We start from the raw sequence: 22,183 nt of genomic DNA, 5'->3' as shown, positions 1-22,183 counted from the left end.
GCTAGCCGCCGGACGGCCGCGCGGGCGGGTGCCGACGCGCCGGTAGTGTCCCCTTCCATGCGCTTCGGACTGGTCGGCACCGGACACTGGGCCCGCGTGACCCACGCGCCCGCGCTCGCGGCGACGGCGGACGTCACGTTCGCCGGCGTCTGGGGCCGCGACCCGGCCCGCACGGCCGCGCTGGCCGACGAGTTCGGTGTGCGGGCGTACGGATCCTTCGAGGAGCTGCTGTCCGACGTCGACGCCGTCGAGTTCTCCGTCCCGCCCGACGTCCAGGCCGGGTATGCCACGGCCGCCGCGTCCGCCGGCAAGCACCTGCTGCTGGAGAAGCCGATCGCGCACGACGCCGCCACCGGCCGTGCACTCACCGACGCGGCCGCGGCGTCCGGCGTGGCCAGCGCAGTGTTCTTCACCCAGCTGTACCGGCCCGAGGTGCGCGACTGGCTGGCGTCCTGCCAGGCCGCCGCGGTCGAGCACCCGTGGGAGGGCGGCACGGCGCTGACGCTGGGCTCGGTGCAGCGCGAGCACGGCGCCTTCTCCACGCCGTGGCGGCTGGAGCGCGACGGCGGGCTCTGGGACCTCGGGCCGCATGCGCTGTCGATCCTGCTGAACCTCCTGGAGCCGGTCGAGACGGTCGCCGCGCACGAGGACCCGCTGGGCACCCTCCACCTCGTGCTCGGCCACCGCGGCGGCGCCTCCAGCACCGTCAGCGTCTCCCAGAACCTCCCCGCCGCGGCCCGTCTCTTCTACGCGCGCGTGTGGGGCGGCGCCGGGCACGCCGTGCTCCCCGACCCGCACACCACCGTCGTCGACGCGCTCAGCACGGCGATCACCGAGCTGACGGCTGCCGCCCGGCCCGGCGCCCCGGCGCATCCGTACGGCCTGGAATTCGGCGCCCGGGTCCTGGACGTCCTGGTCCGGGCTCAGGACCACCTCGACCGCGCGCGACACGTCGGACAAATGTCGCCGCAATGAACGCCGGTTTCTCTCGTGTCGGCGAGGCGAACTCATGTCGACAAGTGCCCCGAAATACGGGCTAAACCTTGACATGATCGTCATTTCCCGGAAAGAGTGCACGTCGTACCAAGTCTCCGGCAGGAGTAGGGGGTGTCTGTCGCTTCGGCTCGGTCTCGACAACTGAATCCTTGCGCACAGAGCCTCCGGATCATCCGCAGCATCCGCAGAGAGGAGCGCACATGCGCTACCGCAAGATCGCCCTGACGGCGGCAGCCGCCGGCCTCATGGCCGTCGGGTTCGCCGCGCCGTCCCAGGCCGCGCTGACCACGTTCTGTGACGGCGTCGCAGCCGACGTCACCGTCCCCGGTGACCTCGTCGTGGCCGCCGGCAAGTCGTGCGAGCTGACCAACGTCGTCATCAACGGCAACGTGACCGTTCGTGCCGACGCGAACCTGCTGCTCGACGGTGCGACCGTCAACGGCAACGTCCGCGTCCTGGCGAACGGCTTCGCTGACGTCGTCGGCACCTCGGTCAGCGGCAGCACCGTCCTGAGCGCGGCGTACGGCGCGTACACCGAGAACAGCACGCTCGGCAACAACGTCACCGCCACCGACTCCGGGTTCTTCTACTCGGTCGGCTCGGACCACGCCCGCAGCGTCACCTCCACGAACGGTGAGACCTTCATCGAGAGTGGCTGGGTCACCCGGAACCTCGCGACCACCGGCGACACCCTGACCGACGTGTACGACACCGTCATCGAGGGCACCTACTCGGTGACCGGCGCCGAGCAGGGCGGCGTCCTGTGCCTGTCGGAGATCGACGGCGATGCCTCGTTCAGCGGCAGCGGCGAGATCCTCCAGATCGGCGCGTCGGCCCCGCTGACCGGGTGCGGCTACAACGCCTTCGGCGGCAACCTCAGCATCACCGACAACAGCGCCGACGTGTACGTGTCCGACAACGTGGTCCGTGGCGACTTCAACGTCTCGGGCAACACGGGCACCGTCGTCGCCGAGAACAACCGCGTCCGCGGCGAGGACAACTCCGGCGCGGCGGCTGCCGCGGCGGCGCGTTCCCGCACCGCGGCGGTTCCGTCCGACGTGGCGGCGGACCGCAAGGCGCAGGCCAAGGCCGACGCCGAGGCGCGTTCCACGGTCGCGTCCGACGCGGCCGAGGCGGCGGGCCCCGCGTTCAGCTGAACCCGGGCCATCCGTCACTGACACACCGGCGGCGGGCGGTCTCCTTCGGGAGGCCGCCCGCCGTCGTCGTTCTTCCGCCGCTCTCAGGCGTTTCTCACGTCGGACGGGCAGACTGAGGGCATGCGAGTACTTGTCGTCGACGACGATCCCGGCGTGCGCGAGTCGCTGCGCCGGTCGCTGGCGTTCAACGGCTACCAGATCGACCTCGCCGGCGACGGCGAGGAGGCGCTGCGCGCCATCAGCACCGATCCGCCCGACGCCGTCGTCCTCGACATCATGATGCCGCGCCTCGACGGCCTCGCCACCTGCCGCGCGCTGCGTGCCGCCGGCAACGACCTCCCCATCCTCATGCTCACGGCTCGCGACGAGGTCTCCGACCGCGTGTCCGGGCTCGACGCCGGCGCCGACGACTACCTGCCCAAGCCGTTCGCGCTCGAGGAGCTGCTGGCCCGGCTGCGGGCGCTGCTGCGCCGGGCCGCGCCCGCCGCCGACCCGTCGACCGGCCCGCAGCTGCGCATGGGCGACCTCGTCCTCGACCCCGGCACCCGCGACGTCACCCGCGGCGGCCGCGCCATCCGGCTCACCCGCACCGAGTTCTCGCTGCTCGAGCTGCTGCTGCGGCACCCGCGGCAGGTGCTCACCCGCGACCGCATCCTCGAGGAGGTGTGGGGCTACGACTTCCCGACCACGGCGAACTCGCTCGAGGTGTACGTCGGGTACCTGCGCCGCAAGACCGAGGAACAGGGCGAGCCGCGGCTCATCCACACCGTCCGCGGGGTCGGTTACGTCGCCCGCGAGGATCCGCCGTGACCAGCGACGCCGCCCGCCGCGTCTGGTCGCCGTCGAACGCCGTCCCACCCCCGCCGCCGGCCAGGCGCTCGTCCGTGCCGCCGGGTCCGCCCGACGGCGCGCCGTCCGGTCCGCCGCCCGACGCGCAGTCCACCGGGTTCGCGTCCCGGCTGTCGCTGCGCACCCGGGTCGGCGCGCTGGCCGCCCTCGGCGTCGGCCTGGCCGTCACGCTGACGGCGCTGGCGGCCTACCTGACGGTGTCGTCGCAGCTGCAGTCGAGCGTCGACCAGAACCTGCTCGACCGCGCCCGCAGCGCCGTCTCGACCACGCTCGGCGACCCTCAGCAGCTGGCCGACATCCCCGGCGCGGCCATCGTGGCCACCGACGTCCGCATCGCGCTGCTCCAGGCCAACGGCACGGCCGTCATCGCTCGCGGCGTCGACACCACCCCGCCCATGGGCGACCAGGAGCTCGCGGTCGCCCGCGGCGAGAGCCGCGAGAGCGTCCGCACCGCCGACCTCGCCGGCGACAGCTACCGCGTCGTCGCCGTGCCGGGCCAGCCGGGGTTCGCGCTGGTGCTCGGCCAGCCGACCGCCCAGACCGAGCAGCTGCTCGACCGCCTGCGGCTGGTGTCGTTCATCGCCGGCGGCGTCGGCATCGTGCTCGCCACCTGGGCCGGGCTGTCCATCGCGCGGGCCGGGCTGCGCCCCGTCCGCCAGCTCACCCAGGCCGCCGAGCACGTCGCCGCCACGGGACAGCTCGAGCCGATCGAGGTCACCGGAAGCGACGAGATCGCCCGCCTCGCGCACGCCTTCAACGCCATGCTGGCGGCGCTGAGCGAGGCCCGGCTGCGCCAGTCGCGGCTGGTCGCCGACGCCGGGCACGAGCTGCGCACCCCCCTGACCAGCATGCGCACCAACCTCGACCTGCTGGCGCAGAGCGAGGCCAGCGGCGGGTTGTCCGACGCCGATCGCGCCCAGCTGATCGCCGACACCCGCGCCCAGGCCGTCGAGCTGTCCACGCTGGTCGGCGACCTCGTCGAGCTGTCCCGCGAGGACGCGCCGGCCGCGTCGCACGAACAGGTCGACGTCGCCGACGTGGTCCGCGACGCGCTCAGCCGGGTGCGCCGCCGCGCGCCGGGCGTCGCGTTCTCCGCCGACCTGCGGAGCTGGGTCGTCGCCGGCGACGCCACCCAGCTCGGCCGCGCGGCCACCAACCTGCTCGACAACGCCGCCAAGTTCAGCCCGCCGCACGGCACCGTCACCGTCACCCTGCACGACGGCGTCCTCGACGTCTGCGACGAGGGACCGGGCATCGCCGACGAGGACCTCCCCCGCGTCTTCGACCGCTTCTACCGGTCGTCGGAGGCGCGCGGGCTGCCCGGGTCCGGGCTGGGGCTGGCCATCGTCAAAGCGGCGGCCGAGCGGCACGGCGGCAGCGTCGAGGCCGGACGGGCCCCGTCGGGCGGCGCGCGCCTGACGATGCGGCTGCCGGCCGCTTCTTCGGCTGCTCTTGACTGACTCTCAGCCTGCTCTCAGAGACGCCGGGCACGGTGGAGACATGGACGACGTGAACCGCACCTCCGGCGAGCCCCAGGGCTCGGCCAGCACCACGACGCTGCCGACCGCACCCGTGCCCCCGCCGCCCGCGGGGACCCCGGCCGGCGCCGCGCCTGCTCAGGCTCCCACCACCGAGCTCCCGCGCAGCGGCTGGAGCACACCGCCGACGGCCGGCGAGCAGCCCGCCGCGGCCGAGCCCACCGAGGCCGGCGCCGCCGGCTCCCCGCCGCCGCACGAGCCCGTGCTCGGCGACGGCGACCGCAAGCCCGAGCCGAAGCGCCGTCGCGCGCCGCTCGTGCTGGCAGGCGTCGCGCTCGGCGCGATCATCGGTGGCGCGGCCGGAGCCGGTGTCGCGGCCTACGTCAACGACGACGACGGCGGCAACGGCAACGACGCCGTCACCCGCAGCGACCTCAGCAACACCAGCGGCAACAGCCAGCAGGCGTCGGACCTGACGGGCGTCTCGGCCGTCGCCGCCGACGTGCTGCCGAGCGTGGTGTCGATCAGCGCGCAGAGCCAGTTCGGTGAGGCCGGTGGCACCGGCTTCATCATCTCCTCCGACGGCGAGATCGTCACGAACAACCACGTGGTCGAGAGCGTCGGCGAGGGCGGCACCGTCCAGGTGACGTTCTCCGACGGCACCACCGCCGAGGCCGAGGTCGTGGGGACCGACCCGCTCACCGACCTCGCCGTCATCAAGGCGCGGGACGTCTCCGGCCTGCAGGCGGCCGAGCTCGGCAACTCCGGCGACCTCTCCGTCGGCCAGCAGGTAGTGGCGATCGGCTCGCCGCTCGGCCTCGACGGCACCGTCACCACCGGCATCGTGTCCGCGCTGAACCGCCCGATGGCGGCCAGCAGCGAGGGCCAGCCGCAGGCCGGCGTGAACTCCGTCATCGACGCCGTCCAGACCGACGCGCCGATCAACCCGGGCAACTCGGGCGGGCCGCTGGTGAACATGGACGGCCAGGTGGTCGGCATCAACAGCGCGATCCTCACCACCGGCAGCGGCAACGGCTCGATCGGCCTGGGCTTCTCCATCCCGATCGACCAGGCCAAGCCGATCATCGAGGAGCTGCGCAACGGCGACCAGCCGACCCACGCGCAGATCGGCGTGGGCGTCGGCGATGCCCGGGGCGACGTCCGCGGCGCCGAGATCGCCCAGGTCAACGAGGGCAGCGCCGGTGCCGAGGCCGGGCTGCAGGAGGGTGACGTCGTCACCCACGTCGGCGACCGCGTCGTCACCGACGCGACCTCCCTGATCGCGGCCGTCCGGTCGCACCGTCCCGGCGACGACATCGAGCTCACGTACGTCCGCGATGGCCAGGAGCACACCGCCACGGTGACCCTGGGCAGTGACGCGCAGAGCAGCTGAACCACGCCGTCGTCCGGGAGACCGACGCCCCCAGAGCCTGGTGCGTGCTCTGGGGGCGTCGCCGTTTGTCAGTGCCGGCGGGCAGACTGGGATCGTGCTGCTGAAGGACGTCGCCGACACCTCCGCCGCCGTCGCCGGGGTCTCCGGGCGGCTGGCGAAGACCGACCTGCTCGCCGGCTGCCTGCGCCGGGCCGCGCCCGGCGAGGCCGCGGTGGTCGCCAGCTACCTCGCCGGAGAGCTGCGGCAGCGGCGCACCGGCCTCGGCTACGCGTCGCTGCGCGACCTGCCGCCGCCGTCCTCGTCGGCGTCGCTGTCGGTGCTGGAGGTCGACGCCTCGTTCGGCGCTCTGGCCGAGCTGTCGGGGAAGGGCTCCACCGCAGCGCGGCGCGAGCGGTTCCGGGAGCTGATGGCCCGCGCCACCGCGTCCGAGCAGCGGCTGCTGGCCGGGCTGGTCTCCGGTGAGCTGCGCCAGGGAGCGCTCGACGGCGTCCTGACCGAGGCCGTCGCGCGCGCCTCGTCCGTACCGGCCGTCGACGTGCGCCGGGCCGTCACCGTCGCGGGGGCGCTGGTGCCCGTCGCGGCCGCCGTGCTGGCGTCGGGGGCCGACGGGCTGGCGTCCTTCCGGCTGACGGTCGGGTCGCCGCTGCGGCCCATGCTGGCCTCCCCCGCGCCCGACATCACCGAGGCGCTGGGGCGCACCGGCGAGGCCGCCGTCGAGTGGAAGGTCGACGGCGTCCGGGTGCAGATCCACCGCGACGGCAGCGACGTCGCCGTGTTCACCCGCACGCTCGACGACATCACCGCCAACGTGCCCGAGCTGGTCGAGGCGGCGCTGGCGCTGCCCGTCCGGTCCGTGGTGCTCGACGGCGAGACCATCGCGCTAGGCCCGGCCGGCCGGCCGCTGCCGTTCCAGCGCACCGGCTCGCGCGTCAGCAGCCGGGTCGACGTCGCGGCGGCGCGGGCCAAGGTGCCGCTGTCCCTCTTCGTCTTCGACGCCCTCCACGTCGACGGCGCCGACCTCATCGGCGCGCCCGGCACCGAGCGCTGGGCCGCGCTGTCCTCCGTCGTGCCCGCGCCGCTTCGGGTGCCGCGGCTGGTCACGGCCTCCGTCCCCGAGGCGCGGGCCTTCTTCGACGACGCCATCGCCCAGGGCCACGAGGGCGTCATCGTCAAGGGCCTCGACGTCCCCTACGAGGCGGGGCGGCGCGGGGCCGGCTGGCTGAAGGTGAAGCCGCGGCACACCCTCGACCTCGCGATCCTCGCCGCCGAGTGGGGTCACGGGCGGCGGCAGGGGTGGCTGTCCAACCTGCACCTCGGCGCGCGCGACCCGTCCGGCGCGTACGGCCCGGCCGGCGGGTGGGTCATGCTCGGCAAGACGTTCAAGGGGCTCACCGACGCCATGCTGACGTGGCAGACGGCCGAGCTGCAGGCGCTGGCGTCCGGGCCCACCGACGGCTGGGTGGTCCAGGTGCGGCCGGAGCTGCTGGTCGAGATCGCCTTCGACGGCGTCCAGACGTCGCCCCGCTATCCGGCCGGGGTGGCGCTGCGGTTCGCCCGCGTCCTGCGGCACCGTCCCGACAAACCGGCCGCCGAAGCCGACACCATCGAGTCGGTGCTGGAGATCCGCGGGCCGGTGTCCGGGTAGGCGGGGCGCTCGTTCTTTGGGGTTGCCGCGTGGGCCTGCCCCTGCTGCTCTCCAGTGTCGGGGGCGCGGGTGGCCGCCTCAAGCGGACCTCGTGGTTGGGCGCTTCGCGCGATGGAGGACCGCTTGACCCGGCCACCCGCGCTCCCGTTCAAGCAGCGTCAGGGGGCCGGCCGAAAATGGGCCCGGCTTCCAGCTCTGCTCGGGTTCGGGTCCGCTGGCCTCTCACCGTTGCTGGGCGGTGTTTCGGCTACCGGCTCCGCTGCTCGTCGCGGTCCGCTGGCCGCCTCTGGCTTGCGTCGGTTCGGCTGCCGGCTCGCTGCGGGTCCCGGTCCGCTGGCCGCCGCCGGGTGCGCTCGTGAGTCGGCTACCGGCTCCGCCGCTCGTCGCGGTCCGCTGGCCACCTCTGGCCTGCGTCGGTCGGTTCGGCTACCGGCTTCGCTGCTGGCCCCGGTCCACTGGCCGCCTGCGAGTTTCATCAACCTTCTGCGTTGTCATAGCAGCACAAAAGGTTGATGATCATGGCGAGCGGGCCGGGCCGCAGCCGCACGGTGCCGAAAGCCACGCGGGGTTCAGCAACGACACTGCGCAGGCGTCGCGCGGTGGTAGGTAGACCCCTCCCGGCCCGGGTGGGGCCCACCCTACGGGCGGGCACCGACTACGTCGCGCCACGAACCCGCGCCGATCCGCCGGCCGGGTCGATCCCGCCGACGGCCGGTCAGCGTGCGGTCGGCCAGCGTGCGGTCGGCCAGCGTGCGGTCGGCCAGCGTGCGGTCGGCCAGCGTGCGGTCGGCCAGCGTGCGGTCGGCCAGCGTGCGGTCGGTCGGCGCGAGGGCGATCGGTCAGCGGCCGCCGCTGATGCCGCGGTGGGCTTGGGCCAGCCGCTCCATGCCGTCGGCCAGGACCTCGACGCCGGTGTGGTCGGAGGAGCGCAGCAGCAGACCCGCCGCCTCCCAGAGCGCCGTCTGCACCGCGTTGCCGGTCTGGTCGTCGGCCGCGGCAGTGGCGGCGGTCTCGAGGCCGGTGGTCGCGTCGACGAGGCGGGACCAGGAGGTGGGGGCGTAGCGGCCGGTGACGACGCGGACGCGCTCGCCCTCCTTGAGGACGGCGTCGCGCTCGCGGTCGAACAGGTACTGGCCGAGCGCCGCGCCGCCCACGCCGCCGCCGGCGACGCCGATGAGCAGGCCGAGGATGGCGCCGACGGCGCCGAGGCCGAGCAGCAGCGCCAGCACGATCAGCAGCACCGCCCCGGCCGCCGCGCCGGCGATGGCCGGGATCAGCTGGTGGCGGCGCAGCCCGATGCCGACGACCTGGAACATGGGGGCCGGCTGGGCGAGCGCCTCGGCGACGCGGTCACGCAGCGGCTGGTCGTTCAGCCCGGGCCGCAGCACCGCGAACGTCTCGGGGACCGCCTGACCGGACGTGGCCGCATGCGTGGGCCGTCCCGAGGTCCACCGGACGGCGCCCCAGGGACGCTTCTCGACGACGTTGGGCAGCCACGAGCCGCGCTTGGCGTGCAGCCGATCGACGATCTCCTGCTGCTGCTCCCATGCCTGCGACCACTCCCACTCCTTCATCGCGCTCAGCGGGTGCGGTCGGCTCATCTCGATCTTCTCTCCATCGTGATCGTTCACCAGGGTGCACGTTGCCCGTCCCCCGAACGAGACTGTTCGAAGCCTACCCAACCGGCGACGGCGATCATTGGCCCATCCGGACATAAATGTCTGATCTTGCCCACCGCCGCTCCCCCGCACGCACCGGGCCACCCACCCGGCGGCTACGGTGTGAGTGTGTACCGGTTCCTGCTGACGCCACGCTGGCTGCTGTTACACGTCGTCGCGGTGGCGGCGGTCGCGGGTTGCCTGCTGCTCGGCTGGTGGCAGGCCGACGTCTACCAGGACAGCAGCGGACGGCACGAACTGCGCGACCGCGAGCCGGTCGCCGTCGCCGAGCTGGCCGCGCCCGGCGCCGAGCTGGGCGACTCCGCCGACCGGCAGGCCGTCGCCTCCGGCACGTACGTCGCCGCCCAGCAGCAGCTCGTCCCCGGCCGGGTGCACGACGGCACGCTCGGCTCGTTCGTTGTCACGCCGCTGCTGACGGACGACGGCATGGTGGTGCCGGTGCTGCGCGGCTGGGTCGACGATCCCGACGACGCCGGCGTGGCCGTCCCGTCCGGCGAGGTCACCGTCACCGGCTACCTGCTGCCGCCCGAGACGCCCGACCACGCGACCGTCCGCACCGGGCAGCAGGTCGACGAGGGCCGCGTTCCCTACATCGCGCCGGACCAGCTGGCCCAGCGGGCCGGCGTGAGCGAGTCCACCGCCCTGCACGGGTACCTGCTGCTGCGCGAGGAGTCGCCCGAGCCGGCCGCCGCGCCCGTCGCGCTCGACGTCGACGCCGTCGCGCCCATCCGCGACGTCAGCCCGTGGCAGAACCTCTCCTACTGGGCCCAGTGGTGGGTGTTCGCGCTGGCGGCGGTGATCTTCTGGGTGAGCATCGTCCGCAACGGCGTCCGCACCCGCCGCAAGGCCGAGGCCGCGGCCGCGGAGGAGCAGGACGGCGACGACGTCAGCGCACCCGCTCCGTCTCACGCGCCTTCCTGACCACGAACCGCTCGGCGAAGAACGACGCGAACGGCACCGTGCCGGCCAGCCCGATGAGCACCGCCCAGCTGGCCTTCCAGCCGCGCTGGTGCACCAGCAGGCCGGTCGCGACCAGGTAGATGACGTAGAGCCAGCCGTGGATCGGCGAGACCGTGCGGCTCATGGTGGCGTCGCCGGGCGGGCCGTAGCGGACGAACATCGCTGTGCAGAGCAGGAGCAGCACCACGCCGGTGGTGTAGGCCATGACGCGGTAGAAGGGCAGGGCATCTCGACGCACCCTGCGAGGGTAGCCCGGCCGCTCAGAGTCCCAGCAGGCGGTACGCCTCGACGACGCCGGTCTTGCCCTTGACCTCCAGGCCCTCGACCCGCTCGGTCCGCGCGCCGGCCAGCTGCCGCGCGGTCTCGGCGCCGATCAGCACGCCGCCGACGGGCGCGGCGCTCTCCAGCCGGGCGGCGAGGTTGACGGCGTCTCCGATGACGGTGAACGTGCGGCCCCCGGCGGTGCCGAGGATCCCGACGGCGACCTCGCCGGTGTTGACGCCGACGCGGAAGCGCGGCCAGCCGGGATGCGCGCCCGCGACCGCCGCCGTCACCTCCTGGATCGCCAGCCCGGCCGCGGCCGCCCGCCGCGCGTGATCGGGCTGGCCGCCGTCGCGGTTGAACGTCACCATGAGCGCGTCGCCGACCAGCCGGTCGACGGTGCCGCCGTGCCGCTCGACGACGGGCGGGATGGCGCTGGTGAAGTACGCGTTGAGCATCTCGGTGACGTCCTCGGGGCGGTTCCGCTCGGAGAACGACGTGAACCCCTGCAGGTCCGCGAAGAGGATGGACACCTCGCGGGTCGCCCGCGCGGTCTCGCCGAGGTAGAGGCCGGCGAACCGCTCCTCGTACCACTGGCGCTGCGCGCTGACGGCGACCAGCGCGAACGCGGCGAGCATCAGCAGGTGCCACTCCCACCAGCTGGCGTGCCAGTTCCGGCCGAGCGCCACCGCCACCGACGCCTCCGCCAGCAACACGAACGCGGACGCCATCGCCAGCAGCAGCGTCACCGAGCCCGGGTGGCTGGGCAGCCGCAGGTACCGGACGACGGCGAACAGGTACAGCACGAGCGCGGCCACCGCGAGCCAGACCAGCGGCCCGGACGCCCGTTCCGGCGGCGCGGGGTCGTCCAGCGGCGCCAGCCCGCCCACCGACGCCGCGCCCCACAGCACCATCACCGCCAGCAGGGCGCCGCGGATCAGCGCGGACCGCCGCATCACCGCGTGCGCCCGGCCGCCGCCCAGTTCGGTCGCCGAGACGGCCGCGAACACCGCCGCCACCAGCAGCCCGACCGGCGTCGCCAGCGCGAACCCGGCGTTCGAGCCGTCCAGCAGCACGCCGGGCGTCGCCAGCGCGTGCAGGCCGAGGAACCCGGCAGCGGCCAGGAACGCCAGCGAGACCAGGAACACCCGCGCGTCGTTGCGCCGCCGCGCCGCCGTCCCCGTCGCGTACGCCAGCGCCGCGCTGACCGCGGCGGCGCCGAGCACCAGCCAGAAGTGCGCCCGGTGGTGCTGCCACATCACGTCCCACGCCGGCCGGGCCAGCAGCACGACCAGCCCGGCGACGGGCGCGACCAGCAGGGCGGCGGCCCACGGCCGTGGGACGGCGCGCGACGGGGTCTCGGCCGGGCCGGTCACGGGCGGTCCGCGGCGGCGAGCACCTGGTGCACCTGCTGGATCACCACCGACCCCTCCCCGACGGCGGACGCAACCCGCTTCACCGACCGGCGGCGGACGTCGCCGACGGCGAACACGCCCGGGACGCAGGTCTCGAGCATCAGCGGCTGGCGCTGCAGCGGCCAGCGCCGCGCGGCGTGGCTGTCCATGACGTCGGCGCCGGTGAGCAGGTAGCCCCACTGGTCGCGTTCGATGCGTTCGGGCAGCCAGGCGGTGTGCGGCTCGGCGCCGATCAGCACGAACAGCCCGGCCGCCGGCTCGGTGCGGGTCTCGCCGGTGTCGCGGTCGCGCAGCTCCAGCCACGCCAGCCGGCCGGTGCCGCCGCCGTCGACGACCTCGGTGCGCAGCCGCACCCGCACGCCGGCCGCCTCGATGGCGTCGACGAGGTACCGGGACATGCTGTCGGCCAGCGACGCGCCGCGGACGAGCAGGGTCACCGACGCGGCATAGCGGGACAGGTGCATGGCGGCCTGCCCGGCCGAGTTCCCGCCACCGACGACGTACACCGGCTGGCCCAGCATGGCCCGCGCCTCCGACACCGACGCGCCGTAGTACACCCCGGCGCCCTCGAACGCCTCCAGCGCCGGCAGGCCGATGCGCCGGTAGCTGACGCCGGTGGCCAGGACCACGGCGCGGCCCCGGGCCTGCTGCCCGTCGGCCGCCGTCAGCACGTGCCAGCCGTCCTCGGGTGTGAGGCCGACCAGCTCGCGCATCAGCAGGAACGTCGTGCCGAAGACCCAGGCCTGCTGGTAGGCGCGCTGGGCCAGCTCGGCGCCGCTGATGCCGCGGGCGAAGCCGAGGTAGTTGCGGATCAGCGAGCTGGACCCGGCCTGCCCGCCGATCGACTCGCGCTCCACCACCAGCGTGCGCAGTCCCTCCGACGACGCGTAGACGGCGGCCGCGAGCCCGGCCGGCCCGGCGCCGACGACGATGACGTCGAAGTCGGTCTCGTCCCCGAGGGTCGTGCTCACCCCGTACGCGTCGGCGAGCTGGCTGTTCGTGGGGTCGACCAGCACCCGGCCGTCGTGCAGCAGCACCACCGGCGCCGTCACGTCCGCCAGGCCGGCCGCAGCGAGCGCCACGCGGCCCTCGTCGGTGTCGGAGGCGTGGAACTGGTGCTGGACGCCGTTGCGGACCAGCAGGCTGCGCAGCTCGTGGGCGCGCGGCGACCAGCGCTGCGCGACCACCGTCACCTCGCGCGGGACGACGGAGACCGCCCGCTCCCACTCGAGCAGGAACTCGGTGACCGTGCGGTGGAAGTACTCGTCCGGCGAGTGCCACGGCCGCAGCGCGTAGTAGTCGATGCGGCCCAGCGCGATCAGCCTGTGGATGGCCTCGGCGGTCTCGCGGTCGGCCCACGCGCCCCAGTCGACGACGAGCGCCCGCTTCGCCTCCGGGTAGAGCTGCTTGACCTGCGCGAAGACGGTGTCCGTGGCGGCCGGGCCGCCGGCCGGGCGGTCGCACAGGACCAGCGCGACCTGCAGTCCGCGGTCGCGCAGCGACTCCAGCGTCGTCAGCCCGGCCGCGTCGCTGCGTTCGTCGACGACGTCGTAGTCGCCGCCGTAGCGCCGCCGCAGCTGGTCGGCGATGCGGTCCTGCCCGGCGGCGTCGTGCTCGTGCTCGATGACGAGCAGCGCCGGTCGCCGGTGGTCAGGCTGGACGGACATGGCCACGCCGGCACCTCCCCCCGAAGGTGGCGGCCGGACGTGCCCGCCGGCCGCTTGGTGGCGAGTCTACGGCGCGTGGGTGCGGTTGCGGCCGGTCGTGACGGGAGAGAATGGGCAGGTGGCGCCGGTCCGAGTCCGCGAGACGCTCGTCATCCCCGACGACGAGCTGTCGTGGCGGTTCTCCCGAGCCGGCGGGCCCGGCGGGCAGGGCGTCAACACCACCGACTCACGGGTCGAGCTGTCCTTCTCCGTCGCCGGCTCACGGGTGCTCAGCCCGGCGCAGCGCGACCGGCTGACCGAGCGGCTGCGGCACCGCCTCGTCGACGGCGTGCTGACGGTGGTCGCGTCGGAGCACCGATCGCAACTGCGCAACCGCGAGGCGGCCGCGGACCGGCTGGCCGGGCTGCTGGACGACGCGCTGCGCCCGCCACCGCCGCCGCGCCGCCCCACGAAGCCGTCGCGGTCGGCCCGGGCCCGCCGGGTGGAGCAGAAGCGCCGCACCGGCGAGACCAAACGCCTGCGCCGCCGTCCCGACGACGGCTGAGCGCCACGCCGCACGCCCCAGGGTCAGTCCGCCGGCCGGCGGGCCCGGTTCGCCTCGCGGACGACCGCCCGGGCGTCGGCCACCGGGCCCAGGTGCCGGAGCTTGTCGGGGTTGACCACCGCGCGGATCGTCTGGATCCGCCCGTCGACGATGTCGAGCGCCAACGTGTTGACGACCTTGCCGTCGCGGTCGCGGAAGATCGCGCCGGGCTGGCCGTTGACCTCGTGCGGCGTCACGACGACGCCGGTCTTGGTGAAGGCCGGGGCGAACCCGGCGAGCATCCGGGCCACGTGCTCGGCGCCGAAGACGCCCTGGCCCCACTGCGGTGCCTTGCCGCCGCTGTCGCCGACCATCTGGACGTCGGCGGCGAGCAGGTCCCGCAGCCGGTCCACGGCGCCGTCCCGGCAGGCGTCGAAGAACCGGGCGGCGAGTTCCTCGCGCTGGCCGCGGTCGGCCTCGAACCGGGGCCGGCCCTCGTCCATGTGACGGCGCGCCCGCACGGCGAGCTGGCGGCACGCCGCCTCCGAGCGCCCCACCGTCGAGGCGATCTCGGCGAAGCCGACGCCGAACACCTCGCGCAGCACGAAGACGGCCCGCTCGAGAGGGGTCAGCCGTTCGAGCACCACCAGGGCCGCCATCGAGATCGAGTCGGCCAGCTCCGCGGAGCGCTCGGGGTCGGAGTAGGGGTCGGCCAGCAGCGGCTCGGGGAACCACGGCCCGACGTACTCCTCCCGCCGCACGCGGGCCGATCGCAGCACGTTGATCGAGATGCGGGTCACCGTGGCCGACAGGTAGGCCTTGACCGAGACGGGCTGGGTCGGTGACGCCTGGTAGCGCAGCCAGGTCTCCTGGACCGCGTCCTCGGCCTCGGCCACGCTGCCGAGGAGCCGGTAGGCGATCGCGAACAGCAGCGGCCGCAGCTGCTCGAACTCCTCGACCCGCCTCACGCCAGCTCGGCCTTGAAGCCCTGGCGCCAGGACGGGTAGCGCGGCTGCCAGCCGAGCTGCCGCTTGGCCTTGGCGTTGGAGAAGCCGCGTCCCTCGGTCATCAACCCCACCACCGCGTCGCCGGCCAGCGGCCGGGCCAGCCACGACGGGATCCGCATCGGCGGTTTCGCACCGGCGGCCCCGGCCAGGTAGGGCAGCCAGACGGCGGCCGAGGCGGGTTCGTCGTCGACGATGTTGAACACCCCCTCGGCCTGCTGCTCCAGGGCCAGCACGGTAGCACTCGCCGCGTCGTCGACGTGCAGCCACGAGGTGTGGCCGGCGCCGCCTCCGACGATCGGGAACTGCCGCTTGCGCACGGGCCCGACCAGGGAGTCCATGGCACCCGGACCGTAGAGCCAGCCGAACCGCAGCGCCGCGCCGCCCGCCTTGACGACCGCCTCCTCGAGGTGGCGGGCCGCCGCCATGACCGGGTGCGCGACCGTGCCCTCCCACAGGTCGACCGGGTCCTCCTCGGTCTTGACCCAGCCGCCCCGGCGGATGCCGTTCCACCCGCCGTAGCTCTGCGCGACGACGTTGGACACCCCGGTCGCCTCGGCGGTGGCCAGCAGGTGGTCGGTGCCCTCGGTGCGCAGCCGGTTGGTGGTGGCGAACCACCGGTCCATGTGCTTCATGTCGGCCTTGCCGCCGATGGCGGTCATCTGGTGCGTGATCGCGTCGGGGCGGGCCGCCGCCACAGCCTCGCCGACCGACGCCGCGTCCAGCCCGTCCATCAGCACCGCGTCGGCGCCCAGTTGCTCCAGCAGTGCCAGCTTGCCCGGCGTCGTCGCCGTGGCCGTCACCTGGTGACCCCGAGCCACCAGCTGCGGAACCAGCCGCCGCCCCACGACACCCGTGCCGCCCGCCACGAACACCCGCATGACCCTCACCGTCCCGATCTCGGAATCCGTCCTCGAGATCTGAGACAAGACAGCCCGGGCCGCTGTGACACGGGCGGAGGACGCGGTTACGCGCTCAGGCTCGGCTTGATGGCGACCAGCCGGCCGAGCAGGCCGTTGACGAACGTCGGTGACTGATCCGTCGAGAGGTCGCGGGCCAGCGTGACCGCCTCGTCCAGCGCCACCGGGTCGGGCACGTCGTCGCGGTAGAGGACCTCGTAGACGCCGATGCGCAGCACGTTGCGGTCGACCGCGGGCATGCGCTCCAGCGTCCAGCCCTCGGAGTAGGTCGAGATCAGATCGTCGATGCGGTCGCGGTGCGCGATGACGCCCTCGACCAGCTGGACGGTGTACTCGTGCAGCGGCTGCTCGGCCGTGGCCATGCGGTGCGCCAGGGTCGCGCCGAGCGTCAGCCCGCGCAGCTCGGACTCGTACAGGATGTCGAGAGCGCGCTTACGGGCACGGCTCCGGGCGGGCATGCGTCGGCCTCGTCAGCCGGCGCGGCCGAGGTACGAACCGTCGCGGGTGTCGACCTTGACCCTCTCGCCACTGGTGATGAACAGCGGCACCTGCACCTCGTAGCCGGTCTCGAGCCGGGCCGGCTTGTTGCCGCCGGTGGAGCGGTCGCCCTGCAGGCCCGGCTCGGTGTACTCGATGGTGAGCACGACCGACGCCGGGAGCTCGACGAACAGCGGGGTGCCGTCGTGCAGGCCGACCGTGGCGTCCTGGTTCTCGAGCATGAAGTTCGCGGCGTCGCCGACGACGGCGGCGGAGACGTGCGTCTGCTCGTAGCTCTGGGTGTCCATGAACACGAAGTCGTCGGCGTCGCGGTAGAGGTAGGTCATCTCGCGGCGGTCGACGTTGGCGGTCTCGACCTTGACGCCCGCGTTGAAGGTCTTGTCGACCACCTTGCCGGAGAGGACGTTCTTCAGCTTCGTCCGCACGAAGGCGCCACCCTTGCCGGGCTTGACGTGCTGGAACTCCACCACGCTCCACAGTTGCCCGTCGAGGTTGAGCACGATGCCGTTCTTGAGGTCGTTGGTCGTCGCCACGTCGTTCGATGCCTTCTGTCGTCTCGGGGTCCCGGCCGCGTCAGGCGTCCAGGATCAGCAGGTCCTTGGTGGTGGGCGTGAACAGTTCGGATGCGCCGGAGGCTCGAACCGCCAGCGTGTCCTCGATGCGGACGCCGCCGCGGCCGGGCAGGTAGATCCCGGGCTCGACGGTCACAGCCATGCGATCGGCCAGTGTACCCGCCGCCGAGTAACCGAGCGTCGGCGCCTCGTGCACCTCGAGGCCGACGCCGTGCCCGGTGCCGTGCCCGAAGTTCTCCTTGTACCCGGCGTCGTCGATGATCGCACGGCTGGCGTGGTCGACGGACATGCACTCGGCGCCGACGGCGACGGTGTCGACGCCGGCCTGCTGGGCGGCGGCGACGAGGTCGTAGATCTCGCGCTGCCAGTCCTGCGGCTCGGCCCCGACGACGGAGGTGCGGGTGCAGTCGGCGTGGTAGCCGCGGTAGGCGGCGCCGAAGTCGATCTTCAGCAGGTCGCCGCGCTCGACGACGCGCTCGGTCGGCCGGTGGTGCGGGACGGCGCTGTTGGGGCCGGTCGCGACGATGGTCTCGAACGCGACGGCGTCGGCGCCGTGGCCGAACATGCGCCACTCGAGGTCGCGTGCGATCTCCTTCTCCGTCCTCCCGGCGAACCCGCCCGCGGCCCAGAGGTCCTCCAGCGCCCGGCAGGAGATGGCGCACGCCTGCGCCAGCAGGCCCAGCTCGTCCTCGTCCTTGACGGCGCGCAGCTGCTCGACCGCCCGGCCGAGGTGGACGGTCTCGACCGTGCCCGCCTCGGCGTCGAGCGCCGCACGCATCGACTCCCACAGCTCGAGGGTGACGGCCTGTTCCTCGACGCCCAGCCGTAGACTCCCCCCGGCCTTCGCCGCACGCGTGGCGAGGGACGTCGCGACACCCCGTTCGACCACCAGCTCGACGTCTTCTGCGACGGCCTTCGCGGCCGTAGAATAACGGCTATCCGTGGCGAGCACGGCCGAACCGTCCGAGGTCAGGAGCAATGCCGCGTTACTGCTGTCGAGGCCGGTGAGATAGCGGACGTTGACCAGGCTTGTGACTAGCGCCGCGTCGAGCTTGTCATCAACCAGCTTCCGAGCCAGTTCGGCGCGTCGTCTCGCGTGGGTCTCCGCCATCTTGTGTCCCTCTCCATCCACTCTGACCTGCATCGATGCTGTCGTATTTCAATAATTGAGACGGGTGCTTCGCAGTTGATCAGTGCTCGACTACGCTCATGATCATGCTCATCCTAGGCCTTGTCGTCATCGTCATCCTGGCCCTCGTCATGAGCTTTCTCGTCATTCGGCGTGGGCCCGAGACAACCACCGCACGCACCTTGTCTTCGTCCTTGACGCCGCCCCCCGGTGTGCGTCTCCCCCGCGAGTTGCAGGACGAGGTTCGCGATGTCGCCTCACGCGGCAATACCGACCAAGCCGTCAAAAACCTGCAGAAGCGGGCACACCTCCCACACCCGCAGGCTACCGCCATCGTGTACGCGCTTCAGGCGGGCCAGGTGTTCCCGGAGCCCGAGCCCGACAGCACCGCGCCGGCCACCCCGGCCCGCCGCCGCGGCGCCATCGACGCTGAACTGCTGGCCACGCTGCGCCGGCTGGTCAGCCAGGACCGCCTGCGCCGCACGGCCGCCATCAGGCTGCTGCGCGAGCGCACCGGCATGAACAGCCGCGACGCCCGGCGGTTCCTCGACGCGCTCTGACCCTTGCTATCACGACACGTGCCGGTGATATCATCCGGGCATGCGTCAGTTGCTGCTGCGGATCCCCGACGATCTCCACCGGCGGCTGGCCGCGCGCGCCCAGCGTGAAGGCGTCTCCATCAACGCGCTGGCCAACAAGGTGCTCTCCGCCGCCGCGCCGCCGCCTCCCCCGTCCGACGACGACATCGACGTGCGCCGCCTCGAGCTGCGCGAGAAGGCCCGCGACCTCGGCGTCCTCGTCGAGAGCCCGGCGCCGTCCGTCCCGCCTGCGCAGTTCGTCCGCGCGCTGAAGGACACCGAGGGCGTCGGCCCGGTCGTCGACGAGCTCTGGGCCGACGGCCGATGAGCATGCTCACCTACGTCGACTCCTCGGTGCTGGTGCGCTCCTACCTCGCCGACGAGCCGCGCCACGCGGTCGCGCGCGGGCTGATCGAGGGCCGCACGCTGCTCGTCACGTCCACGCTGGCGCTGCTCGAGGCGTCGTCGGCGCTGGTCCGGGCCGCGCGCACCCGCCGCCTCGGCGACGTCGACACGCTGCTGGCCAAGCTGTACGAGGAGGTCTCCCCCACCGGGCCCATCGCGCTGATCCGGGCCGACGCCCTCGACACCGAGAACACCGCCCGGGTGCTGGTGCGCCGGTTCGGCATCCGCGCGTTCGACGCCATGCACCTGGCCATCGCCGACCTCGCCGCGCGGCCGCTGGTCCGCTCCGGCGAGCGGGTCGGTTTCGCCTCGCACGATCCCGCCCAGCGCGCTGCGGCCGCGGATCTCGGGTTCGTCGCCATCTGACCGGTACGGTCGTCGCGTGGACCTCTGGCTGATCGTCGTCATCGCGTTCGGTGCCGCGCTGGTGCTCGGGTTCGGCATCGTCCTGCGGCGGGCCCGCGTCGACGCGGCGGGCGCGACGCCGCCTGCGAGCTCCGCCCCGGCGGCCGTCCTGGACCGCCCGGACCTCGACGACGCCGTCCGCGCCCTGCTCGCCGAGGGCAGGCTGATCCCCGCCGTCAAGCTGGTCCGCGAGCGGACCGGCTTCGGACTCAAGGACGCCAAGGAGTACGTCGATCGGCTGCAGGCCGGGCTGCCCGCGCCCGCCGCGCCGGCGCGGCCGTCCGCCGACGCCGTCACGCCCGAGGCGATGGCGCACATCCAGCAGCTGGTCGCGCAGGGCAAGAAGATCCAGGCCATCAAGGTGCTGCGCGAGCACACCGGCCTCGGTCTCAAGCAGGCCAAGGACACCGTCGAGCGCATGGAGGAGTCCGGCGTCGTCGCCGCGCTCGACGTCGCCGGCCCGGCTGCCGACCCGACCGACGAGGTGATGGGGCGGGTGCAGGCGCTGGTCGCTCAGGGCAAGAAGATCCAGGCGATCAAGCTGCTGCTCGAGAACGCCCCCGAGCTGGACCTGCGGCGGGCGAAGGAGATCGTCGACCGGATGTGACGCTCAGACGAGGTCGGCGACGGCGCGCAGCGCGAGGTCGTACGAGCCCAGCCCGAACCCGGCGACCGTGCCGGTGGCGACGGAGGCAACGACGCTGGTGTGGCGGAACTCCTCGCGTGCCGCCGGGTTCGAGATGTGCACCTCGATCAGCGGCGCCCGCAGCTGCGCGCACGCGTCGCGCAGCGCGTAGGAGTAGTGCGTGAACGCGGCCGGGTTGAGCACGACCGGCGTGCCCGCTTCGGCGGCCTCGTGCAGCCAGTGCACCAGTTCCGCCTCGTCGTCGGTCTGCCGCACGTCGGCGTCGAGGCCGAGACCGGCGGCGGTCTTGCGGCACCGCTCCACCAGCCCGGCGAACGTCGTGCTGCCGTAGACGTCAGGCTCGCGGGACCCCAGGCGACCGAGGTTGGGACCGTTGAGCACCAGTACGCGCGTCGTCACGGCCCGACCCTATCGGTGCCTCAGGGGAGCCGGTTGCCCGCCGCCCGGTAGAGCGCGTACCAGGTCTCGCGGTCGAGCTCGATGTGCGCCGCGCGGGCCAGTTCGGCGACCCGGGCCGGCTTCGTCGTGCCGACGACCGGCTGCATGCGGGCCGGGTGGCGCAGGATCCACGCGACGGCGATGGTGCCCGGCGTGGTGCCGTGCTCGGCGGCGACGCCCGCCAGCGCGTCGTTCAGCTCGCGGAAGCCGGGGTCGGTGAGGAACGTCCCGGCGATGTGGCCGTGCTGCAGCACCGACCACGGCTGGATGGTGATGCCGTGCAGCCGGCAGTACTCCAGCGCGCCGCCGTCGCGGACCACACCGGCGTCGAAGCCGGTGTTGACGTTGAGGCCGGAGTCGACCAGCGCGGTGTGCGCGAGGCCGAACTGCAGCTGGTTCGCGATCAGCGGCTGCCGGACGTGGGCGCGCAGCAGCTCCAGCTGGGCCGGGTTCTGGTTGCTGACCCCGACGTGGCGCACCTTGCCCGCCGTCACGAGGTCGTCGAAGGCCGCCGCGACCTCGTCGGGCTCCATCAGGGTGTCCGGGCGGTGCAGGAGCAGCAGGTCGACGTAGTCGGTGCCCAGGCGGCGCAGCGACCCCTCGACGGACGTGCGGATGTGCTCGGCTGAGAAGTCGAAGAAACCGTCGCGGATGCCGCACTTCGTCTGGACGACGATGTCCTCGCGCCGCAGGCCGGTCTGCGCCAGCGCCGCGCCGAACACCTCCTCGCAGCGGCCGCCGCCGTAGATGTCGGCGTGGTCGAACATCGTGATGCCGGCGTCGGCGGCGGCGCCGACGAGGCTCGCGACCTCGCCCTCGGGCAACTGGTCGATGCGCATGCAGCCGAGCGCGACGGCCGAGCCGCGCAGCCCCGACCCGCCGATGTCGATGTACTCCACCCGGTGAGCCTATCCGGCGCGCGCGGGCCGGGTGACGTTGTCGGTGGCCGGTGCCAGGATGGCGATCATGAGCGATGAACCGCAGACCAGCTCGATGGTCAGCGACGGCTCCGGCACCAGGCCGTGGGCCGACGCGGTGGCGGCGCTGGCCGCGGCCGACACGTACTGGCTGTCGACGGTGCGTCCCGGCGGCCGGCCTCACGTGGTGCCCATCCTGGGCGTGGTCGTCGCCGGCCGGTTCCACTTCGCCGCGTGGCCGGGCAGCGTCGCCGGGCGCAACCTCGCCGCCGACGCCCGGTGCGTGGTGTCCGTCAACGCCGCCGGCATCGACCTCGCCGTCGAGGGCCGGGCCGTGCCGGTGCGCGACGAACCGGTGCTGCGGGCGGCGGCCGCCCGCTATCTCGACCAGTACGACTGGCCGGTCGAGATCCACGACGGCGCCTTCCACGCCGAGGGTGCGCCCACGGCCGGGCCGGGCCCGTTCGACGTCTACGCGCTGACGCCGTCGAAGGGGTTCGGCTACGGGTCGGCCGAGGGCGAGGACTACAACCCCACCCGGTGGCGCTGGGAGCGGCCCTCGGACTAGCTCGCGACGCAGTAGAGCGCTACCCCGGCGATCGGCCGTCAGTCGTGTCGGTACCGGGAGGGGCCGTCGCCCCTACCTGC

24 protein-coding genes are annotated in these 22,183 nt (G+C 73.6%); 13 read left to right on the top strand and 11 right to left on the bottom strand.

Going from position 1 to position 22,183, the window contains the following annotated elements; all coding sequences use genetic code 11:
* Window positions 1–57: 57 nt before the first annotated feature.
* From BLU82_RS10215 to BLU82_RS10190, 6 genes are all read left to right on the top strand, one after another.
* On the top strand, window positions 58–975 hold the full coding sequence (locus BLU82_RS10215) for a Gfo/Idh/MocA family protein (RefSeq protein ID WP_092619330.1): 918 nt from the start codon (window positions 58–60) through the stop codon (window positions 973–975).
* A gap of 221 nt (window positions 976–1,196) precedes the next feature.
* A complete protein-coding gene (locus tag BLU82_RS10210) occupies window positions 1,197–2,153 on the top strand; it encodes a hypothetical protein (RefSeq protein WP_092619327.1) in 957 nt (318 codons plus the stop codon).
* A 120-nt stretch (window positions 2,154–2,273) separates the two neighbouring features.
* Window positions 2,274–2,963: a response regulator transcription factor gene (locus BLU82_RS10205; RefSeq protein WP_092619324.1), complete on the top strand. Its 690-nt coding sequence runs from the start codon at window positions 2,274–2,276 to the stop codon at window positions 2,961–2,963.
* Window positions 2,960–4,462 (top strand): HAMP domain-containing sensor histidine kinase, encoded by a 1,503-nt coding sequence (locus tag BLU82_RS10200; RefSeq protein WP_231947752.1) that lies wholly within the window; start codon window positions 2,960–2,962, stop codon window positions 4,460–4,462. The genes BLU82_RS10205 and BLU82_RS10200 overlap by 4 nt, the downstream gene beginning before the upstream one ends.
* 40 nt (window positions 4,463–4,502) lie before the next feature.
* Window positions 4,503–5,873, top strand: a complete 1,371-nt coding sequence (locus BLU82_RS10195; RefSeq protein WP_092619320.1) for a S1C family serine protease — start codon at window positions 4,503–4,505, stop codon at window positions 5,871–5,873.
* Window positions 5,874–5,967: 94 nt separating this feature from the next.
* On the top strand, window positions 5,968–7,518 hold the full coding sequence (locus tag BLU82_RS10190) for an ATP-dependent DNA ligase (RefSeq protein ID WP_092619317.1): 1,551 nt from the start codon (window positions 5,968–5,970) through the stop codon (window positions 7,516–7,518).
* A gap of 839 nt (window positions 7,519–8,357) precedes the next feature.
* Here the strand turns inward: BLU82_RS10190 and BLU82_RS10185 are convergent.
* Entirely contained in the window at window positions 8,358–9,119 is a 762-nt protein-coding gene (locus BLU82_RS10185; protein WP_157740787.1) for a hypothetical protein, read from the bottom strand.
* Between the two features lie 186 nt (window positions 9,120–9,305).
* Here BLU82_RS10185 and BLU82_RS10180 point away from each other — a divergent pair, with 186 nt between their 5' ends.
* The gene (locus BLU82_RS10180) at window positions 9,306–10,118 is read left to right on the top strand and encodes an SURF1 family protein (RefSeq protein WP_157740785.1); all 813 of its coding nucleotides are present in this window, start codon (window positions 9,306–9,308) and stop codon (window positions 10,116–10,118) included.
* Here the strand turns inward: BLU82_RS10180 and BLU82_RS10175 are convergent.
* The 3 genes from BLU82_RS10175 to BLU82_RS10165 are packed head-to-tail and all read right to left on the bottom strand — an operon-like array spanning window position 10,084 to window position 13,500.
* A complete protein-coding gene (locus BLU82_RS10175; RefSeq protein ID WP_197682848.1) occupies window positions 10,084–10,395 on the bottom strand; it encodes a DUF3817 domain-containing protein in 312 nt (103 codons plus the stop codon). The two genes, BLU82_RS10180 and BLU82_RS10175, sit on opposite strands and share 35 nt — an antisense overlap.
* Before the next feature lie 22 nt (window positions 10,396–10,417).
* Window positions 10,418–11,794 (bottom strand): adenylate/guanylate cyclase domain-containing protein, encoded by a 1,377-nt coding sequence (locus BLU82_RS10170; RefSeq protein ID WP_092619305.1) that lies wholly within the window; start codon window positions 11,792–11,794, stop codon window positions 10,418–10,420.
* The gene (locus BLU82_RS10165; RefSeq protein WP_092619302.1) at window positions 11,791–13,500 is read right to left on the bottom strand and encodes an FAD-dependent oxidoreductase; all 1,710 of its coding nucleotides are present in this window, start codon (window positions 13,498–13,500) and stop codon (window positions 11,791–11,793) included. The genes BLU82_RS10170 and BLU82_RS10165 overlap by 4 nt, the downstream gene beginning before the upstream one ends.
* A 118-nt stretch (window positions 13,501–13,618) precedes the next feature.
* Here BLU82_RS10165 and arfB point away from each other — a divergent pair, with 118 nt between their 5' ends.
* Window positions 13,619–14,044: an alternative ribosome rescue aminoacyl-tRNA hydrolase ArfB gene (gene arfB / locus BLU82_RS10160; protein WP_231947751.1), complete on the top strand. Its 426-nt coding sequence runs from the start codon at window positions 13,619–13,621 to the stop codon at window positions 14,042–14,044.
* A gap of 23 nt (window positions 14,045–14,067) precedes the next feature.
* Here arfB and BLU82_RS10155 read toward each other — a convergent pair whose 3' ends face one another.
* The 5 genes from BLU82_RS10155 to BLU82_RS10135 form a co-directional block, all read right to left on the bottom strand.
* Window positions 14,068–14,991, bottom strand: coding sequence for an RNA polymerase sigma-70 factor (locus tag BLU82_RS10155; protein WP_092619296.1), 924 nt, complete (start codon window positions 14,989–14,991; stop codon window positions 14,068–14,070).
* Window positions 14,988–15,908, bottom strand: a complete 921-nt coding sequence (locus BLU82_RS10150; protein ID WP_092619293.1) for an NAD(P)-dependent oxidoreductase — start codon at window positions 15,906–15,908, stop codon at window positions 14,988–14,990. Before BLU82_RS10150 ends, BLU82_RS10155 begins: the two co-directional genes overlap by 4 nt.
* Window positions 15,909–15,994: 86 nt before the next feature.
* On the bottom strand, window positions 15,995–16,405 hold the full coding sequence (gene nusB / locus BLU82_RS10145; protein ID WP_092619290.1) for a transcription antitermination factor NusB: 411 nt from the start codon (window positions 16,403–16,405) through the stop codon (window positions 15,995–15,997).
* Between the two features lie 12 nt (window positions 16,406–16,417).
* Window positions 16,418–16,978 (bottom strand): elongation factor P, encoded by a 561-nt coding sequence (gene efp, locus BLU82_RS10140; protein WP_092619287.1) that lies wholly within the window; start codon window positions 16,976–16,978, stop codon window positions 16,418–16,420.
* Window positions 16,979–17,018: 40 nt separating this feature from the next.
* Entirely contained in the window at window positions 17,019–18,128 is a 1,110-nt protein-coding gene (locus tag BLU82_RS10135) for a Xaa-Pro peptidase family protein (protein WP_092619284.1), read from the bottom strand.
* 98 nt (window positions 18,129–18,226) lie between these two features.
* Between BLU82_RS10135 and BLU82_RS10130 the strand changes: the two genes are divergently transcribed.
* The 4 genes from BLU82_RS10130 to BLU82_RS35595 are packed head-to-tail and all read left to right on the top strand — an operon-like array spanning window position 18,227 to window position 20,141.
* Window positions 18,227–18,706, top strand: coding sequence for a hypothetical protein (locus BLU82_RS10130; RefSeq protein ID WP_092619281.1), 480 nt, complete (start codon window positions 18,227–18,229; stop codon window positions 18,704–18,706).
* Window positions 18,707–18,746: 40 nt separating this feature from the next.
* Window positions 18,747–19,052 carry a toxin-antitoxin system HicB family antitoxin gene (locus BLU82_RS10125; protein ID WP_069114769.1) on the top strand — a complete coding sequence of 102 codons (306 nt, stop codon included), beginning with the start codon at window positions 18,747–18,749 and terminating at the stop codon, window positions 19,050–19,052.
* Entirely contained in the window at window positions 19,049–19,495 is a 447-nt protein-coding gene (locus BLU82_RS10120) for a type II toxin-antitoxin system VapC family toxin (protein ID WP_092619278.1), read from the top strand. Before BLU82_RS10125 ends, BLU82_RS10120 begins: the two co-directional genes overlap by 4 nt.
* 16 nt (window positions 19,496–19,511) lie before the next feature.
* Window positions 19,512–20,141, top strand: a complete 630-nt coding sequence (locus BLU82_RS35595) for a ribosomal protein L7/L12 (protein ID WP_092619275.1) — start codon at window positions 19,512–19,514, stop codon at window positions 20,139–20,141.
* Window positions 20,142–20,144: 3 nt separating this feature from the next.
* On the opposite strand, the gene aroQ is transcribed toward BLU82_RS35595, so the two are convergent.
* Window positions 20,145–20,579: a type II 3-dehydroquinate dehydratase gene (gene aroQ / locus BLU82_RS10110; RefSeq protein WP_092619272.1), complete on the bottom strand. Its 435-nt coding sequence runs from the start codon at window positions 20,577–20,579 to the stop codon at window positions 20,145–20,147.
* 20 nt (window positions 20,580–20,599) lie between these two features.
* Complete coding sequence (locus tag BLU82_RS10105; protein ID WP_092619269.1) at window positions 20,600–21,517, bottom strand: aldo/keto reductase family oxidoreductase; 918 nt, start codon at window positions 21,515–21,517, stop codon at window positions 20,600–20,602.
* A 67-nt stretch (window positions 21,518–21,584) separates the two neighbouring features.
* Here BLU82_RS10105 and BLU82_RS10100 point away from each other — a divergent pair, with 67 nt between their 5' ends.
* Window positions 21,585–22,103 carry a pyridoxamine 5'-phosphate oxidase family protein gene (locus tag BLU82_RS10100; RefSeq protein ID WP_157740783.1) on the top strand — a complete coding sequence of 173 codons (519 nt, stop codon included), beginning with the start codon at window positions 21,585–21,587 and terminating at the stop codon, window positions 22,101–22,103.
* Window positions 22,104–22,183: the final 80 nt, after the last annotated feature.

It is taken from the genome of Jiangella sp. DSM 45060, from assembly GCF_900105175.1.
Taxonomy (GTDB): domain Bacteria; phylum Actinomycetota; class Actinomycetes; order Jiangellales; family Jiangellaceae; genus Jiangella.
The sequence above is the reverse complement of the archived record's forward strand: the minus strand, read 5'-3'. Positions and strand labels throughout refer to the sequence as shown.

Bases quoted from the DNA above. Each gene is read 5' to 3' on its own strand.
- BLU82_RS10215 (WP_092619330.1), top strand. From the start codon at position 58: ATGCGCTTCGGACTGGTCGGCACCGGACACTGGGCCCGCGTGACCCAC.
- BLU82_RS10210 (WP_092619327.1), top strand. From the start codon at position 1,197: ATGCGCTACCGCAAGATCGCCCTGACGGCGGCAGCCGCCGGCCTCATG.
- BLU82_RS10205 (WP_092619324.1), top strand. From the start codon at position 2,274: ATGCGAGTACTTGTCGTCGACGACGATCCCGGCGTGCGCGAGTCGCTG.
- BLU82_RS10195 (WP_092619320.1), top strand. From the start codon at position 4,503: ATGGACGACGTGAACCGCACCTCCGGCGAGCCCCAGGGCTCGGCCAGC.
- BLU82_RS10185 (WP_157740787.1), bottom strand. From the start codon at position 9,119: ATGAGCCGACCGCACCCGCTGAGCGCGATGAAGGAGTGGGAGTGGTCG.
- BLU82_RS10165 (WP_092619302.1), bottom strand. From the start codon at position 13,500: ATGTCCGTCCAGCCTGACCACCGGCGACCGGCGCTGCTCGTCATCGAG.
- BLU82_RS10150 (WP_092619293.1), bottom strand. From the start codon at position 15,908: ATGCGGGTGTTCGTGGCGGGCGGCACGGGTGTCGTGGGGCGGCGGCTG.
- nusB (WP_092619290.1), bottom strand. From the start codon at position 16,405: ATGCCCGCCCGGAGCCGTGCCCGTAAGCGCGCTCTCGACATCCTGTAC.
- BLU82_RS10135 (WP_092619284.1), bottom strand. From the start codon at position 18,128: ATGGCGGAGACCCACGCGAGACGACGCGCCGAACTGGCTCGGAAGCTG.
- BLU82_RS10130 (WP_092619281.1), top strand. From the start codon at position 18,227: ATGATCATGCTCATCCTAGGCCTTGTCGTCATCGTCATCCTGGCCCTC.
- BLU82_RS10125 (WP_069114769.1), top strand. From the start codon at position 18,747: ATGCGTCAGTTGCTGCTGCGGATCCCCGACGATCTCCACCGGCGGCTG.
- BLU82_RS10120 (WP_092619278.1), top strand. From the start codon at position 19,049: ATGAGCATGCTCACCTACGTCGACTCCTCGGTGCTGGTGCGCTCCTAC.
- BLU82_RS10100 (WP_157740783.1), top strand. From the start codon at position 21,585: ATGAGCGATGAACCGCAGACCAGCTCGATGGTCAGCGACGGCTCCGGC.